Annotated in this window: 16 protein-coding genes, 1 tRNA gene and 1 riboswitch; of the genes, 15 read left to right on the top strand and 2 right to left on the bottom strand. The window is 36.9% G+C overall.

The genetic code is table 11. The annotated features are described in order from the left end of the window. Nucleotides 1–125: 125 nt before the first annotated feature. Nucleotides 126–1,124: a diaminopimelate epimerase gene (gene dapF / locus HDR40_RS03000; RefSeq protein ID WP_290626374.1), complete on the bottom strand. Its 999-nt coding sequence runs from the start codon at nucleotides 1,122–1,124 to the stop codon at nucleotides 126–128. A 4-nt stretch (nucleotides 1,125–1,128) separates the two neighbouring features. Beyond that, on the bottom strand, nucleotides 1,129–2,487 hold the full coding sequence (locus HDR40_RS02995; protein ID WP_290626373.1) for an aspartate kinase: 1,359 nt from the start codon (nucleotides 2,485–2,487) through the stop codon (nucleotides 1,129–1,131). Between the two features lie 146 nt (nucleotides 2,488–2,633). Next, nucleotides 2,634–2,806, top strand: a riboswitch (Lysine riboswitch). 96 nt (nucleotides 2,807–2,902) lie between these two features. Here HDR40_RS02995 and lysA point away from each other — a divergent pair. The 15 genes from lysA (at nucleotide 2,903) to HDR40_RS02920 (ending at nucleotide 15,663) form a co-directional block, all read left to right on the top strand. Further along, nucleotides 2,903–4,213, top strand: a complete 1,311-nt coding sequence (gene lysA, locus HDR40_RS02990; RefSeq protein WP_290626371.1) for a diaminopimelate decarboxylase — start codon at nucleotides 2,903–2,905, stop codon at nucleotides 4,211–4,213. Nucleotides 4,214–4,227: 14 nt separating this feature from the next. Next, nucleotides 4,228–4,938, top strand: coding sequence for a 2,3,4,5-tetrahydropyridine-2,6-dicarboxylate N-acetyltransferase (dapD, locus tag HDR40_RS02985; protein ID WP_290626369.1), 711 nt, complete (start codon nucleotides 4,228–4,230; stop codon nucleotides 4,936–4,938). 2 nt (nucleotides 4,939–4,940) lie between these two features. Further along, nucleotides 4,941–6,101 (top strand): N-acetyldiaminopimelate deacetylase, encoded by a 1,161-nt coding sequence (locus tag HDR40_RS02980; RefSeq protein ID WP_290626367.1) that lies wholly within the window; start codon nucleotides 4,941–4,943, stop codon nucleotides 6,099–6,101. Beyond that, nucleotides 6,094–7,026, top strand: a complete 933-nt coding sequence (dapA, locus tag HDR40_RS02975) for a 4-hydroxy-tetrahydrodipicolinate synthase (RefSeq protein ID WP_290626365.1) — start codon at nucleotides 6,094–6,096, stop codon at nucleotides 7,024–7,026. The genes HDR40_RS02980 and dapA overlap by 8 nt, the downstream gene beginning before the upstream one ends. Beyond that, nucleotides 7,019–7,798 carry a 4-hydroxy-tetrahydrodipicolinate reductase gene (dapB, locus tag HDR40_RS02970; RefSeq protein WP_290626363.1) on the top strand — a complete coding sequence of 260 codons (780 nt, stop codon included), beginning with the start codon at nucleotides 7,019–7,021 and terminating at the stop codon, nucleotides 7,796–7,798. Before dapA ends, dapB begins: the two co-directional genes overlap by 8 nt. Before the next feature lie 18 nt (nucleotides 7,799–7,816). Further along, complete coding sequence (locus tag HDR40_RS02965) at nucleotides 7,817–9,004, top strand: aminotransferase class I/II-fold pyridoxal phosphate-dependent enzyme (RefSeq protein WP_290626362.1); 1,188 nt, start codon at nucleotides 7,817–7,819, stop codon at nucleotides 9,002–9,004. A 1-nt stretch (nucleotide 9,005) separates the two neighbouring features. Then, nucleotides 9,006–10,064, top strand: a complete 1,059-nt coding sequence (locus HDR40_RS02960; RefSeq protein ID WP_290626360.1) for an aspartate-semialdehyde dehydrogenase — start codon at nucleotides 9,006–9,008, stop codon at nucleotides 10,062–10,064. Nucleotides 10,065–10,211: 147 nt separating this feature from the next. After that, a tRNA-Arg gene (locus tag HDR40_RS02955) sits at nucleotides 10,212–10,288 on the top strand. Nucleotides 10,289–10,356: 68 nt separating this feature from the next. Beyond that, nucleotides 10,357–10,566: a hypothetical protein gene (locus HDR40_RS02950; RefSeq protein ID WP_290626358.1), complete on the top strand. Its 210-nt coding sequence runs from the start codon at nucleotides 10,357–10,359 to the stop codon at nucleotides 10,564–10,566. Between the two features lie 88 nt (nucleotides 10,567–10,654). Beyond that, nucleotides 10,655–11,074, top strand: a complete 420-nt coding sequence (locus tag HDR40_RS02945; protein ID WP_290626356.1) for a helix-turn-helix transcriptional regulator — start codon at nucleotides 10,655–10,657, stop codon at nucleotides 11,072–11,074. After that, on the top strand, nucleotides 11,067–11,669 hold the full coding sequence (locus HDR40_RS02940) for a Fic family protein (protein ID WP_290626355.1): 603 nt from the start codon (nucleotides 11,067–11,069) through the stop codon (nucleotides 11,667–11,669). The genes HDR40_RS02945 and HDR40_RS02940 overlap by 8 nt, the downstream gene beginning before the upstream one ends. Before the next feature lie 13 nt (nucleotides 11,670–11,682). Further along, nucleotides 11,683–12,708, top strand: coding sequence for an alpha-hydroxy-acid oxidizing protein (locus tag HDR40_RS02935; RefSeq protein ID WP_290626354.1), 1,026 nt, complete (start codon nucleotides 11,683–11,685; stop codon nucleotides 12,706–12,708). Between the two features lie 140 nt (nucleotides 12,709–12,848). Beyond that, on the top strand, nucleotides 12,849–13,244 hold the full coding sequence (gene rbsD / locus HDR40_RS02930) for a D-ribose pyranase (protein WP_290626375.1): 396 nt from the start codon (nucleotides 12,849–12,851) through the stop codon (nucleotides 13,242–13,244). Nucleotides 13,245–13,327: 83 nt separating this feature from the next. Continuing rightward, nucleotides 13,328–14,218, top strand: a complete 891-nt coding sequence (locus HDR40_RS02925) for a GRP family sugar transporter (protein ID WP_290626353.1) — start codon at nucleotides 13,328–13,330, stop codon at nucleotides 14,216–14,218. A 107-nt stretch (nucleotides 14,219–14,325) separates the two neighbouring features. Then, the gene (locus HDR40_RS02920) at nucleotides 14,326–15,663 is read left to right on the top strand and encodes a DUF2325 domain-containing protein (protein WP_290626351.1); all 1,338 of its coding nucleotides are present in this window, start codon (nucleotides 14,326–14,328) and stop codon (nucleotides 15,661–15,663) included. Nucleotides 15,664–15,841 lie beyond the last annotated feature (178 nt).

Raw genomic sequence — 15,841 nt, 5'->3', positions numbered from 1 at the left:
AGTCCTAAAAGGGACTATTTTAACAAAAAGAAGACACAAAAATAGAGCAAGATTTCTAAAAATAGAATTCTTGCTCTTATTTTTTAGTCTAGGAAGCTAGTTTTTTCCCAGACTCTTTGTTTCATCTAAATTTTTTCAAAACTATCAAAGTTTGGCAATTCATTTACGAATTTTTCATAATCAGCTTGTTCACCAGTTGAACTAATTTCAACATTGGAGAAGTCCAACTTATGCAAATCAACTTCACTAATCTTAATTCTATCAGTGAAAGTGGCATTGCCAATCAAATCCATCCAGTAGTGTTGATGGTCGTAATGGACTGTCACTTTGACCATGCCGCCAGGATTATAGACCGTAATCGGCTTGCCTAAGTCCCCCATATCAGGATGAGTTAAACACAAGGCAAGCGAGGTAGCGGACATCCCTGTACCACAAGCATTAGTGAAACCCACGCCACGTTCGTAAGTTCTCACGAAGAGTTGATTTTTACCAAGAATTTGAGCGAAGTTCACGTTCACGCCATCATAGTAGTAAGGGTTATCACTATTCAATGCCTTACCAAGAGAGCCAAGGATATCACTCATGATTACCTTGTGGCTGGTGAAGCTAATCAAGTGGGGGTTAGGGACGGCGATTGAAGTGAACTTCAAGCCGGGATAGAGTTCAGGTACGAATTGGTCGATAATTCTTTGATGACCCAAGTTAGTAAAAGGAAGGTCTTTTTGATCAAACTTAACTGGAGATATTTCTACACCAAAAGTTGGTACGCCGCTGGCCAAGTCAGGTTGCTTGCTAACATGAAGGTTGGTTTTGAGAGTATCAACGTCAAATTCGTCTTGGTGATATTTTTCAGAAAGATAGCGTGCTACCGTCCGCAGGCCATTTCCACACATTGAAGCTTCGCTACCATCAGCGTTAATAACGCGCATTTGACCAAGAGCACCAGGGCGAGTAGGAGCGTTAACGACCAGCACACCATCGCTTCCACCAAGCAAGCCAGTATCAGGGTCAGTGATTTTCTGCGCAAGTTGTGATAATTCTTCATTGTCGAATTGTTGATTTAATTCGGTTTGGTCAAGAATAAAAAATTGGTTTTGTGAGCCATGAACTTTTAATAATTGCATTTTTTTACTCCTTAAAAAATTGTTGGTAGATATTTTTAACTGCTTGGTCAGCATCTTCTTTTTTTGTACCAATCATGATAGAAATCTGGGAAGCACCTTGGTTAATCATGCGAGGGTAGATTTTATTTTTAGCTAGGCAACCAATCATCTCGCTACTGATATTGTGGTGCAGCCGCATCCCTTCACCGACGACCATGATAATGGCATAATCTTCAATCCATTCTAGTTGATCAGGATTAACAGTCGATTGGATTTCATTACAAATCATGTCGATCAATTGGTCATTCAAAAAGTCACGGTCAAAGATGATCGTGATGTCATCAATCCCAGAAGGCATGTGTTCATAAGAGATATTATGATTAGACAAAATCTGTAGAATTCTCAAGGTAAAACCAGCTTCTTTATTAAGTAAATACTTATGCAAATAAAGTGCTGAGAAGTGCTTTTGACTAGCAACGCCGGTGATCATGTGGTCAGGTGAGAAGTCTTTTTCAGGGACGATCATTGTGCCGGGATTTTCCGGATCGTTGGTATTTTTAACATTAATCTTAATACCACCTTGAATTGCGGGAATTAAGGCTTCATCGTGGAAGACTGAGAAACCTGCATATGACAATTCTCGCATCTCTCGATAAGTCATTGTTTTAATTGATTGAGGATGAGAAATGATATTAGGATTAGCAGCAAAAATTCCGTTAACATCAGTAAAATTTTCGTATAAATCAGCATGTAATCCTCTAGCTAAAATCGCTCCCGTAATATCAGAGCCACCACGAGAAAAAGTTGCTATATGACCAGAGGGGGTAATTCCGAAAAATCCGGGGAAGATAATTTTTTCATCGGACTTAATTTCTACTTTATCAAGCGCCACATAAGTTTCGGGACTTACTGTAGCATCATTAGGTTCACCAGTTACTGTGAGACCAACGTCAAGAGGGTCAAGATAGCGAGCCTTAATATTTTGATGTTTTAAAATCATGGCAACTAAGCGAGCATTTAATCTTTCGCCATGTGCTTTAAAGTTAGCTAAGAGATAGTCGTTAGTTGGATATGTTTGCTGGGGTAATTGAGAAAGAATATGATTAATAACTTCTAGTTCATTATCTTTTAATCCAAAATAATGACCAATTTCTTCATAGCGGGCAAAGATTGCATTTTTTATTTGGCTAGTATCCTCATTTTTAAGTGTTTGATTAGCGTACTTAATTAAAAGATCGGTTACCTTAATGTCATCTTTATACCGTTTACCGGGAGCGGAAACGACAACTACTTGCCTTTTATTATCAGCTAATACAATATCGAGTGCGTGTTGTACTTGTTCACCGGTAGCTAAGGAGCTACCACCAAATTTTACAATCTTCACTAGGAATCCTTCTTTCTGGAAATTATTAATTAAACAATTTAGAAAATATTTTAACTGAATTCTAACACAGTTTTTTGAATCTGCAATAAAAATTAAAAAAATCCGAAATAGTGTTGACTATTTTTTAATATAAAGCTAGAATGTATTCAAATCGAAGAGGCGCAGCTAACAAGATTAACAATTGGGAGTCTGGCAAGGTGATGATCAATTGTGAAAGGGAAGGCTGCCGAAGTGTGAATAGAGCCAACTATTCATGCTGGGCCGTAGTTTAAGAGATTACGGACTGTCGCGAAACAATCGCGGAGCGCTATCGATCATAAGATTAAGAATGAATTAATCCATTGTTTGTTAGACGCTACAAGCAATGGATTTTTTTATTGGCGCTTCTCCTCATAAAGAACTAAAGGAGAATACAATGAATTCACAAATTAAACCAGACCAGATTAATGCAGCCGGCCACTTAACAATTGGTGGCGTGGACAGTTTAGAATTAGCTCAAAATTTTGGTACTCCACTTGTTGTTTATGATGTTGAAAAAATTAGAAAGCAAATTAGAGCTTTTAAGCAAGTTTTTGAAGAAGAAAATGTTGAGTACGCAGTAAGTTATGCAAGTAAAGCCTTTGCGACAATTGCTATGTATCAAGTTTGTGAACAAGAAGGAGCCTACTGCGATGTGGTTTCGGGTGGCGAGTTATATACAGCTATCCAGGCGAATTTTCCCATGGAACGAGTTAGTTTTCATGGCAATAATAAGTCACGCCAAGAGTTAGAAATGGCTGTAGATCATCATGTAGGCAAGATTATAATTGACAATTTTTATGAGATTAAGTTGTTGAGTGAAATCTTGGAAGAAAAAGATAGTCAGATGAATGTGGTATTAAGAATTACTCCTGGAATTTCTGCTCACACACATGAATATGATCAAACTGGCCAAGTAGATAGTAAGTTTGGGTTTGACTTAGCCTCTGGCCAAGCTGACCAAGCTTTGGAACAGGTGTTAGCTAATCCACGAATGAAGATGTTAGGTTTACACGCCCATATTGGTTCGCAAATTTTCGAATTAAACGGTTTTCAGATGGCCGCCAAAAAATTGGTTGAAGTTGCCGCTCATTGGCGTGATAAGTTTGGTTATGAGAGTCAGCTTATCAATGTTGGTGGTGGTTTTGGGATTAAGTATGTGGACAGTGATAATCCATTGAAACCCGAAGATTTTGTGAAAGCAATTATTGAAACTATTAAACATGAAAGTTTAAGCTATCACTTATCATTGCCTGAGATTGATATCGAACCTGGACGTTCAATTGTGGGACCGGCTGGCTATAATCTTTATTCAGTTGGTAGTCGTAAAGATGTGGAAGGTTTGATACCTTATGTGACTGTCGATGGTGGGATGGGCGATAATATTCGTCCGGCACTTTATCAAGCAGAATACGAGACCGTTTTAGCTAGAGACCCACAAGCAGAAAACGTTGAAACTGTAAGAATTGCCGGGAAGTATTGTGAGTCCGGTGATATTTTAGCCCAGAAACAACCATTAGCTCGCACGCAGCCTGGCGATGTCTTGGTAATGCTAGATACTGGGGCATATGGCTATTCAATGGCTTCAAATTATAATCGTAATCCACGGCCAGCAGTTGTTTTTGCAGAAAAGGGTCAAGCTAAATTAGTAGTTGAACGCGAAAGCTTGGCAGATTTAGTTCATTTAGATCGTTCATATTTAAATTAAGGTGGGAAAAGAAAATGGCACAGTTAAACGCAAAAGAAATCATCAATTACATTGGTAATGCTCCTAAAAAAACGCCCGTGAAGGTTTTTATTAAGGGAGAGTTAAATAAAATAAAATTTCCTCAGAAAATTCAAAATTTTACTGAAGCAAATTCTGGAGTGATTTTTGGTGATTGGAGTATTGTAAAATCTTTCTTAAAAGAAAATCAGAATTTGATTACTGATTACCGTGTTGAAAATGATACCCGTAATTCTGCTGTTCCACTACTTGATTTAAAAGGAATCGATGCTCGTATTGAACCTGGGGCCTTAATTCGTGATCAAGTTGTGATTGGCAAGAATGCCGTTATCATGATGGGTGCGATTATCAATATCGGAGCTGAAATCGGTGAAGGTTCAATGATCGATATGGGCGCAGTTCTTGGCGGACGCGCAATTGTTGGTAAGCATTGTCATATTGGTGCGGGGACAGTTTTGGCTGGGGTGATTGAACCAGCAAGTGCCGAGCCAGTAATGATTGATGATAACGTCTTGATTGGTGCTAATGCAGTAGTAATCGAAGGTGTTCACGTAGGCGAAGGTGCTGTTGTAGCAGCTGGCGCTATTGTGACCCATGATGTTGCTCCGCATACAGTTGTTGCTGGTGTACCGGCTAAGTTTGTTAAGAATGTTGATGACAAGACGACTAGTAAGACCGGCTTAGAAGATGATTTGAGAAAGATATAATCATGGCAGTTTTAAGTGAAACAGAATTAATTACAATTCGGCGTCACCTCCATCAAATTCCTGAATTAGCATTGCAGGAATTTCAAACGCACGACTACTTAATAGAAGAAATTAGAAAATTTAAGCAAGATTATTTAGAAATCAAAGTTCCTGAAAGTTTGCCAACTGCAATTTTAGTTTTAATTCATGGTAGCAAACCCCAAAGAACTATCGGTTACCGCGCAGATATTGATGCGTTACCTGTTGAAGAACAAACTGGCCTAGCATATAGTTCAACTCATCCTGGTGTGATGCATGCTTGTGGTCATGATATTCATATGACAGTAGCCTTGGGCTTATTAAGTTATTTTAGTGAAAATCAACCCCAGGATAATTTGTTATTTTTCTTTCAACCAGCTGAAGAAAGTGAGAGTGGCGGAAAACGTGCTTATGAGTTAGGTGTTTTTTCTGGTAAGTGGCATCCAGATGAATTTTATGGGTTACATGATAATCCAGCTTTACCTGCAGGTAGTATCGGTTGCCGGATGGGAACGCTCTTTGCGGGAACAACAGAAGTTAATATTGATTTGATTGGTAAAAGTGGTCATGCGGCTTTTCCACAAAATGCCACTGATACAGTAGTAGCTGCGGCTAGTTTGATTATGCAGATTCAGACGATAATTTCTCGTAGTATTGATCCGATCCAAAGTGGGGTGATTACTTTGGGTAAGGTTGAAGCAGGAACGATTAGAAATGTAATTGCTGGACGTACTCATATTGAAGGAACAATCCGCGGCTTAACTCAGACGATGATTTTAGAAATTGACCAACGGCTGAAGGACCTCTGCGAGGGGATTGCTCATAGCTATAATATGGAAGTTAAGCTTGACCTCAATCAAGGAGGCTACTGGCCAGTTGAAAATAATCCTGAATTGACCAAGCGATTTATTTCTTATATGAAAGAAAATCCGAAAGTTGACTTTATTGAGACGAAACCAGCAATGACCGGTGAAGACTTTGGCTTTTTGCTAGCTAAGTTTCCAGGAACAATGTTTTGGCTGGGAGTGGGCGATAATTCACAATTACATTCAGCTACTCTAACTCCTGATGAAAGCAGTATTAATAAGGGAATTAGAGCAATTAAAGATTTTTTGATTTATAGAATGAAGGCTCAAAATGACTGATTTACAGCATGCAGATTTATTAACAGCACTTGTAACACCATTTGATGATCAAGGTGAGATTGATTTTGCTAGTTTAGAAAGATTAACTAATTATTTGATTAATCAAGGATCAAATGGCTTTGTTATCGGAGGAACTACTGGTGAGACCCCAACCCTTTCTCATGATGAAAAAATTATGCTTTATCAACAATTTGGTCAAATCGTTGGTGGTCGTGTGCCAGTAATTGCTGGAACTGGTTCAAATAATACAGCAGAAACAATTGCTTTTACTAACGAAGTAGCCAAAATTTCTGGAATTGATTATGCCTTGGTAGTTGTGCCCCCTTACAATAAACCTAACCAACGCAGCATGATTGCCCACTTCAAGGCAGTAAGCGAGAACGTTTCTCTTCCTATTATTATCTACAACATTCCTGGTCGTACGGGTGTCAAGATGGACCAGGAAACAATTGTTGAATTATCTCACTTACCTAATGTTAAAGGTATCAAACAATGTGCTTCTTTAGAAGAATTAGAATATGTAGTTGATCATGCAGATAGTGATTTTCAAGTATTTACTGGTGAAGATGCCCAAGCTCTGCCTGCACGGATTTTAGGCGCAAACGGAGTGATTTCTGTTGCTTCTCACAGTTATGCTAAGCAGATGCGTAGTATGTACGATGCTTTATATGAAGGAAACTGGCAAAAAGCGGGTAAGCTTCAACGCTGGTTGACACCTCGAATGGCAGCTTTGTTTATGTATCCATCACCATCGCCAGTTAAGGCACTTCTTGAAGCACAAGGTTTCCAAATGGGCAACTGCCGATTGCCATTAGTTTCTCTTAATAAGGAAGAAAAAATTAGTTTGGCTAAAAATTTGGGGCTTGATGGGGATGCATTATTAGGAGAATTGCCATTAGATTTAGGAGGAGAAGTTAATGACTAAAAAAGTTTTAATTGCTGGATTTACTGGTTCAATGGGTCAAAAAGTTGTGAAACTAGTTAACAATATGGACGGTTTTGAAATTGTCGGTTGTCTTGCTCCACATGTTAACCATCAACCTCAAAAATATGGCCTAAGTAGCGATGTTCAGATTTTTCAACAAGTAAGTGATATTCCTGATCATTTTGCTGATATTTGGATTGATTTCACGACTCCAACCGCAGTTTATAGGAATGTGAAATATGCCATCAATCATCATATGTCACCAGTTGTTGGTACAACAGGATTAACTGACCAAGAAGAAAGTGAACTGATTGAACTTTCTAAAAAAGAAAAAGTCGGTGGCTTAATTGCTCCAAACTTTGGTATGTCGGCGGTATTATTAATGAAGTTTGCTAAGGAAGCTGCTAAGTATTTCCCTGATGTTGAAATTATTGAGATGCACCACGCAGATAAAAAGGATGCTCCGTCCGGGACTGCTTTGGCAACAGCTAAGATGATTAGCCAAAATCGTCCGCCACATCTTTCTTCTCCTGATGAAGTTGAAGTTTTAGACAATGTTCGTGGTGGTGATTATCAAGGGATTAAGATTCATTCAGTTCGCTTGCCAGGCTATGTAGCTCATGAACAAGTATTGTTCGGTGGGGAAGGCGAAGCTTTGACAATTCGTCAAGATTCGTTTGATCGTCAAAGTTTTATGAGTGGTGTTAAAGTTGCCTTAGAAAAGATGGGGACGTTGAATCAATTAGTAGTAGGATTAGAAAATATCCTCTAGTAGTAGATAGGAGTAGTTATGCCAGAATTAGCTCAAAGTCTTACAAACTCTTTAAGTAAGAAAGTTACTAAAATTAATGCTTCGGGGATTAGAAGTTTTGATGATGAAATTTCTAGTATTGAAGGAATTATTAAATTGACGCTGGGTGAACCTGATATGAATACACCAGAACATGTCAAACAAGCAGCGGTTAAAAGTATTCAAAATAATGATTCACACTATAGTCCAAATCTAGGCAAACTTGAACTGCGTCGAGTAGTTTCCAATTACTTAAAAAATAAAATTGGCGTAGAATATGATTCAAAAACTGAAATTGCGATTACTGTAGGTGCAACTGAAGCAATTAGTGCAGCCTTAAATGGAATTTCTAATCCAGGAGATAAAGTGATTATTCCAACCCCTGTTTTTTCACTTTATTGGCCGGTAACAGCATTAGCTGATGCTGAAGCGGTTTTAGTTGATACTTCACATGATAATTTTATTTTGACGGCTGAACATTTAGAACAAGTAATTCAAAAAGAAGGTTCTGCTGTCAAAGCCCTAGTCTTAAATTACCCAACTAATCCTACGGGAGTAGAGTATTCTAAAGAAGAAATTATAGCTTTGGCTGAAGTAGCTAGAAAATATAATTTATTTGTGATTACTGATGAAATTTACAGTGATTTAATTTATGGTGTTAAACATTATTCAATTGCTAATTTTATTCCCGAAAGAACAATTTATATCTCAGGTTTATCTAAATCACATGCTATGACAGGTTATCGGCTTGGCTATATTGCAGGTCCTCAAGAAGCGATGAAGCAGATTGGGAAAGTACATGCCTTTATGGTAACTTGCGTAAATGATGCATCCCAAGCTGCTGCGATTGAAGCTCTAACTGAAGGTTTAGAAGATACAGAAAAGTTTCGCCAAATTTATGCTCATCGGCGTGATTTTGTCTACCAGGCTTTGAAAGAGATGGATTTAGAATTAATTAATCCTCAGGGTGCATTTTATATTTTTGTTAAAATACCTAAGAAATATGGCAAGGATGACTTGCAATTTGCCTTAGATTTAGCTAAAAAGGGTCGCGTTGGTGTTATCCCTGGACATGTTTTTGGTCCGGGTGGAGCGGGTTACGTTCGTATATCATATGCAGCTTCTGATGAAAATTTAAATGAAGCAATGAAGAGAATGAGAGAGTTTTTAAACGAGGAAAGTAAATAAAATGACTAAAGAATATAATGTAGCAATTTTAGGAGCCACTGGTGCTGTAGGACGTCGGATGATTGAACAATTGGAACAATCGAATATTCCAGTTAAAAATTTAAAATTATTAGCTTCCTCAAGATCTGCGGGTAAAAAGTTAAAATTTAAGGATCAAGAATTAATTGTAGAAGAAACTATCCCTGAATCTTTTGAAGGAATTGATTTAGTGCTTTCTTCAGCTGGTGGCAGTGTTTCTAAAAAGTTTCTTCCAGAAGCTGTTAAGCGTGGAGCTGTCTGTGTTGATAATACTAGTGCTTTTAGGATGGAAGAAAATGTTCCCTTGGTTGTTCCAGAAGTTAATAGCGAACAATTAAAAAATCACCATGGCATCATTGCCAATCCTAATTGCTCAACTATTCAAATGATGATGGCATTAGAACCAGTAAGAAGAAAGTTTGGCTTGAAGCAAATTATCGTTTCAACTTATCAAGCTGCTTCTGGAGCAGGTCAAGCAGCTATTGAAGAATTAAAGCAAGAGAGTCAAGACTATTTAGATGGTAAAGATATTCAGGCCGATGCTAAAATTTTACCAACTAAGGGTGACAAGAAACATTATCCTTTAGCATTTAACTTGCTTGCCCAAATTGATGTCTTAGAAGAGAGCGGTTATTCTCATGAAGAATGGAAGATGATTCATGAAACTAAGAAAATTATGCTAAATGATATGAATTCTCAAGATATTAAAGTTACAGCTACTTGTGTGAGAGTCCCAGTTCCAATTTCTCATGGTGAAAGTATCTACTTTACAGTTGAAGATAAAAATGCAACCGCTGAGGATATTAGGAAGGTAATTGCTGATTTTCCTGGTAATATAGTTGAAGATGATATTCACAATCAAGTTTATCCTCAACCAATTAATGCTGTAGGAAAGCGTGAGACTTTTATAGGTAGAATCAGACCTGATTATGAAAACCAAGGTGCTTTTAATATGTGGGTAGTTTCTGATAATTTGCTCAAAGGTGCTGCTTGGAATGCGGTTGAAATTGGAGAGTATTTGGTAAAAATGGGTTTAATTTAAAAAATAATATTTTTTAAATTAACTCTTGTCATTAACAGAAAAAAACTATATACTATTAATTGTTGTGTGAGAGATGACTTATTTTTAATAAAAAAAGTTATTGACACAAGCCTAGTAAATATGTATACTAGTATTTGTTCTGTTAGTGGTTTGGTAGCTCAGCTGGATAGAGCAACGGTCTTCTAAACCGTGGGTCGTGAGTTCGAATCTCACCCGAATCACCATGTGAAGCACTTATCGAAAGGTAAGTGCTTTTTTTGTATCATTAACTATACAAAAGGTGAGGTAAATTATGGCAGAAAAAAGATATCCTGAATTAGTAGAATTATTCTATCAATTTAATCAAGCATCAAAGATTAATTTAGATAAGGAAATGATTTTTGAATCTTTGAAGAAGAAGGGTTTTTTAGATGAGAAAGGTAATCCTATCTTAAATGAAGGCACTATAAGTTTGATGAAAACGATGAAAAAGTATCAAGATCAAGAAAAAGAATATAAGTAAAATTGGGGCTTAATTTTTAGGAAAGTACTTTTTTTCTAACCAAAGTAATCATAAAATTAATATAATTAGAAATGAAAGGAATAGAAAAATGGTAACTATTTCTACATTATTAAATGACAAAGATATTTCACTTGCCCAAGTAGCTCAAGAGAGTGGAATTAAAGAAGATACTCTTAAAGCTGCACTTAATGAAATACCAGATCTTTGGACAGTAAGGGTTCTTAAAGCTTTTGCTTCTACTTTGGAAATTAAGCCAGGAGAGTTATTAGAATTAGTTGCGCCGAATGTTTATCAATTGCAGATTGAAGATGATACTCAAACTATCCAAGGCATTGTAATTCCTAATCTTGAAATTTATCAACAAATTCGTTTTATTATTGAAGCGGAACATTTAGAAGGTTGGAACCCATCGCCGGCAGAGGTTAATTTCTTGCTAACTGAAGCTTTGGATCCCAATCCGGATTTACAAGTTGAAATTGATGATATTTGGGGTGAGATGCATGGCTGACTTAGAAGAAAATAGTGATGCAGTTTTGCAAAATAGATTTCTCTATCCTAATGGTACTTTAAAAAATAAATTAGGAATTACAGACTTTGAAGAATTAGAAAAGAAGGAATATTTTGGTTCGTCAGTACGAGCGTTGGCTTTTCTCAGGAATAAAAAACGCATTACTTCGGTTGACGATTTAAAGGCTATTCATAAAATCATGTTTGGCTGGCTCTATGATTGGGCCGGTGAATTTCGTGATTATCAACTTACTAAGGGATCAACGGAATTTTTAGATGCATCTCGCTTGCAATATGGGGTCGAAGAGATAGATAGTAAACTTAATGAATTTAATAAAAAAGATGCTTTAACGGCACTGGAGTATGCTTTCTTACTTGATCGATTGAATTATTTGCATCCCTTTAGAGAGGGTAATGGTAGAAGCTCCAAAGTCTTTTTACAGTGTTTGGCAGCTAACCACCAGCAAGTGATTGAATATCCACGAACAAATAAGGATTTAATTATTGCTCAAGAAAATGCAGATCTTAAAGCACTTGCAGCATTAATTAAGATAGAAGCTACTCCAATTAGACTTAAAGCTGAAAATAAAAATTAATGAAGGTGAAATTATGACTGAAGAAAAAATTGATAGTACAACTGGTGCTTCACAAAAAGAATTAGCAGAATTGAGAGGTGAAAGTAAAGGTACAACATCTAATCCATGGCCAGGACCTAAAGGGATGATTCCTGTAACTAGTGGTCAAGCTGACGATGCTAATATTCATAATCGAGCATATTTAGATAATATCTTAGTAGAGATGAGAGTTATTGATAGTGTTGAACCAGATATGACGACTGAGCTTTTTGGCAGAAAGTATGCATCACCGTTAACTCTTGCTGCTCTTTCTCACTTAAATAAGGTCTTAGATGATAAAAGTCGTAAGCCGATGCAAGAAAAGGCAGCTGCAGCTAAGAATTTAAACGTTCTAAACTGGATTGGAATGGAAACTAACGAAGAATACAAAGAAATTATTGCGGCCGGTGGTGATACAGTTCGTATTATTAAGCCTTTTGCAGATCATGATAAGATTTTGGAAGAAATCGAAGTAGCACAAGCAACTGGTGCAGTTGCCGTCGGGATAGATATTGATCACGTTCCTGGTATCAACGGCAAGTATGACGTGGTTGATGGTATTCCTCTTGGTCCAATTACTCAAGATGACTTACGAAAATACGCTGCCAGCACTAGCTTACCGTTTATCGCTAAGGGTGTGTTGTCGGTTAGAGATGCTTTAAAAGCACGTTATGCGGGATGTCAAGCAATTGTTGTTTCTCACCACCATGGTCGTGTACCTTTTGGTGTACCACCTTTAATGGTTTTACCACAGATTATTAAGGCTTTAGCTGGTAGCAATATGACAATTTTTGTTGATGGATCCTTAATGAGCGGTTTTGATGCTTATAAAGCTTTAGCAATGGGGGCAGATGCCGTTTTAATCGGTCGGGGAATTTTACCAGAACTACTTGATGATGGAACTGTTGGTGTTGAAGAAAAGCTTCAAATTATGAATGCGCAGCTTTCTGAAATGATGATGTACACTGGCGTTAAGAATATGCAGAGTTTTGATCCAAGTGTTTTACATATAAATAATTAAAATTTAGGTCACTGAAAGGTGACCTTTTTTAGTTAAATTATTAAGAATTTTTAAAATGATTGCGTTTGCATAGAAAAATTGATAAAGTACATATTAGATTTTGAAAACGTTCGCATATTAAAAATAAGGAATGAATGACTATGAAAAAAACAGGTATGATGAATGCAGATATTTCTCGTATAATTGCTGATATGGGACACATGGATTGGTTAGGTATTGGGGATGCCGGTACCCCCGTTCCAGCAGGTACGGAAAAGATTGACTTATCTGTTCGTCCAGGTTTGCCATCATTTATCGATGTTTTACAAGAAGTTTTACAGGAATTAGAAGTCCAAAAAGTCTACATTGCTGAAGAAACCAAGACTGAAAATCCACAACAATTAGAAGCAATCAAAAATGCTATGCCAGGTGTAGATATTGAATTTATTCCGCATTCAGAATTAAAGCAAAATTTAAAGACTTCTAAAGCATTTGTTAGAACTGGTGAAGAGACACCATATTCTAATGTTATTTTAGAAAGTGGAGTAATTTTCTAAAAGCACAATAAAAAAATAGTAATTTAAAATAATCGTAGATCTCTAACCACGATTGTTTTTATATTTAAGGAAAGATTATTTATATGAATGCAGTAGCTTTATTAATTGGACTTGGTCCTTTACTTGGTTGGGGACTTTTCCCAACTATTGCCTCAAAAATTGGTGGTAAACCGGTAAATCAAATTATCGGAGCAACATTTGGTACCTTTATTTTCGCTTTGATTTATAACTTAATTCAAGGCATTGCACTTCCGACTGGGTCAGCTTTAATATGGTCGATTATTTCAGGTATTGGTTGGGCTAGTGCGCAAATTATTACTTTTTATTCCTTTACTTTAATTGGCTCATCTCGGGCAATGCCAATTACCACTGCCTTTCAGTTATTAGGTACATCTCTTTGGGGTGTATTTGCTTTAGGTGATTGGCCAACAGGTCGAGATAAGGCAATTGGTTTTATTGCTTTAGCTTTAATTATCTTAGGTGCCTGGATGACCACTTGGACTGAGCATAAGACTGATGAAGGTAGTGCTAAGTTGAAGAAGGCAATTATTGTTTTATTAATTGGAGAAATTGGTTATTGGGCTTATTCCGCAGCTCCACAAGCGGCTAAGATTGATGGATCGCAGGCTTTCTTGCCACAATCAATTGGTATGTGCTTAGTTGCGATTTGCTACGCAATTTACTTAAAGGCTCGAAATTCAAATCAAAAATTTGCTTTAGCAGAAGCTATTTCTTATAAGCAAATTATTTCAGGTTTCTTCTTTGCTTTTGCTGCTTTAACTTATTTGATCTCAGCTCAACCAAATATGAATGGTTTGGCAACTGGATTTTTACTTTCACAAACTTCAGTAGTATTAGCTACTTTAACTGGAATTTGGTTCTTACATGAAAGTAAGACTAAAAAAGAATTGATTATTACCGTTATTGGTTTGGCAATCATTATTGGGGCAGCCGCTATGACGGTTTTAGTTTAATTGATTAATTAGCAGATATTTTCTTGATGAGAATATCTGCTTTTTTCTTTATAAAAGTAAGTAGTATAATTTTAGCTTGTAGAAAAATCAAAGAAAGAAGGTATTAGATGTACGACTATCGTAACAATTTAAAGGTAATTCTTAATAAAACTGAGGGCGACGAAAAAAGTTTACAAAATAGTCTGAATGCTATTAAAGCAATTATTGGTATGTCTAACGATGACAGTGCTCAGACTCCTAAGAAAAATAAAACACAAAGTAATCAACATACTGATGAATTAGTCCGTACAATGCTTGAGGGAATTGTGCGCTTGCTTGAACGTCCTGGGGATGAAATGGCTAAAAAGACTAGTAGTGGTGCACTTCATAAACTTACTTTTGTTCCAGGAGTAAGTAAAAAATATGGTAAGGTATTGGGTCGACTTGATCGTGCAATTCAAGCTTCAACTGAAACCCGAGAAGCAGCTGAAAAGAAAATTTTTGAAGCAGCTATGAAAAAGCCAGTAAATCAGCCTAAGCGCGATTATCGAACGGGTAAACGTTATACGGTTATTCGAACATTAACCGGTGCAGAATTAACAACTGAGAATGGCGACATTGTTTTTGAAGTTAATGAGTCCCAAATTCATTCACTAAATTTGAAAACAGGCGATATTGTGGAAGCAATCGAAGATAAGACACCATCACCATATGAAGCTGAGGTTATCCGAGTTGTTGGTTTTAAAAATTTACGTAAACGTGATTATGATCCTATCGATGACTTTAAATATGGAGTAGTTCAAGGAACTCCAGGTAATCTAAGTGTTTCTAGAAATATTAAAGGTGAGCGATTAAAGATTAGGGGCAAATCAGTGATTGTACCAGTTGATTCGAGCTACTATCAAGATGGAAATGTTCACTTAGAAGATGGATCAATTGTTGATTTAGCTTGGTACAGTGAAGATGTTCGTTTAAAACGTGATCCGGCTAGTGCAGTACAAATTCGCTGGATATATGAAACAGATCAGCCTAAACGTGTAGGAAAGAGTGAAAAAAAGAAAGGGGATAAAGATACTAATTCTGGGCAGCAATTAGATAAACTAGATCTTGATTTGCATTATCAGCGTGTAGGAATTGCAATTGGAGACAATCAAAATGAAGCTATTTTAGAAGGGATTGTTAATCGATACAACGGTATTCCAATTGGAGTTAATGCCTTTGAAGGTAAGAAAAAAGTTATTGAGAATCAGTTAAAAGATTTAGATATTGTAATTTTAGTAACAGCCTTTGCAGCTCACGATAGTACATGGAGTATTCGAGAATTTGCCAGTAAGTATGGTGTAAAATTTGCTGTTAGCTCCAGTAAAGGTTACCGGGCTTTTGAGCGGGCCCTCTATCGAGCAGCTAATGGCTTACCAGCCTATGAAGGTACTCAAAGTATTGAATATGAACTACATCGGGAATAAANTCCCGAGTTTCTGGGAACAACAGGTAGTGTTTAGGATCTTACAGAGAATTGGCCGAGAACGTCTCTCGGGTCTCATACCTAACTCACAGAACCTGNCTATCTTACCATGGCCAGTTCCTGACCAGTTGGCTTCATTATTGCTTTATTTAAGATATTAACTGCCGCATTAATATCTC

The sequence above is a fragment of the Lactobacillus sp. genome, assembly GCF_014803895.1.
The sequence above is the reverse complement of the archived record's forward strand: the minus strand, read 5'-3'. Positions and strand labels throughout refer to the sequence as shown.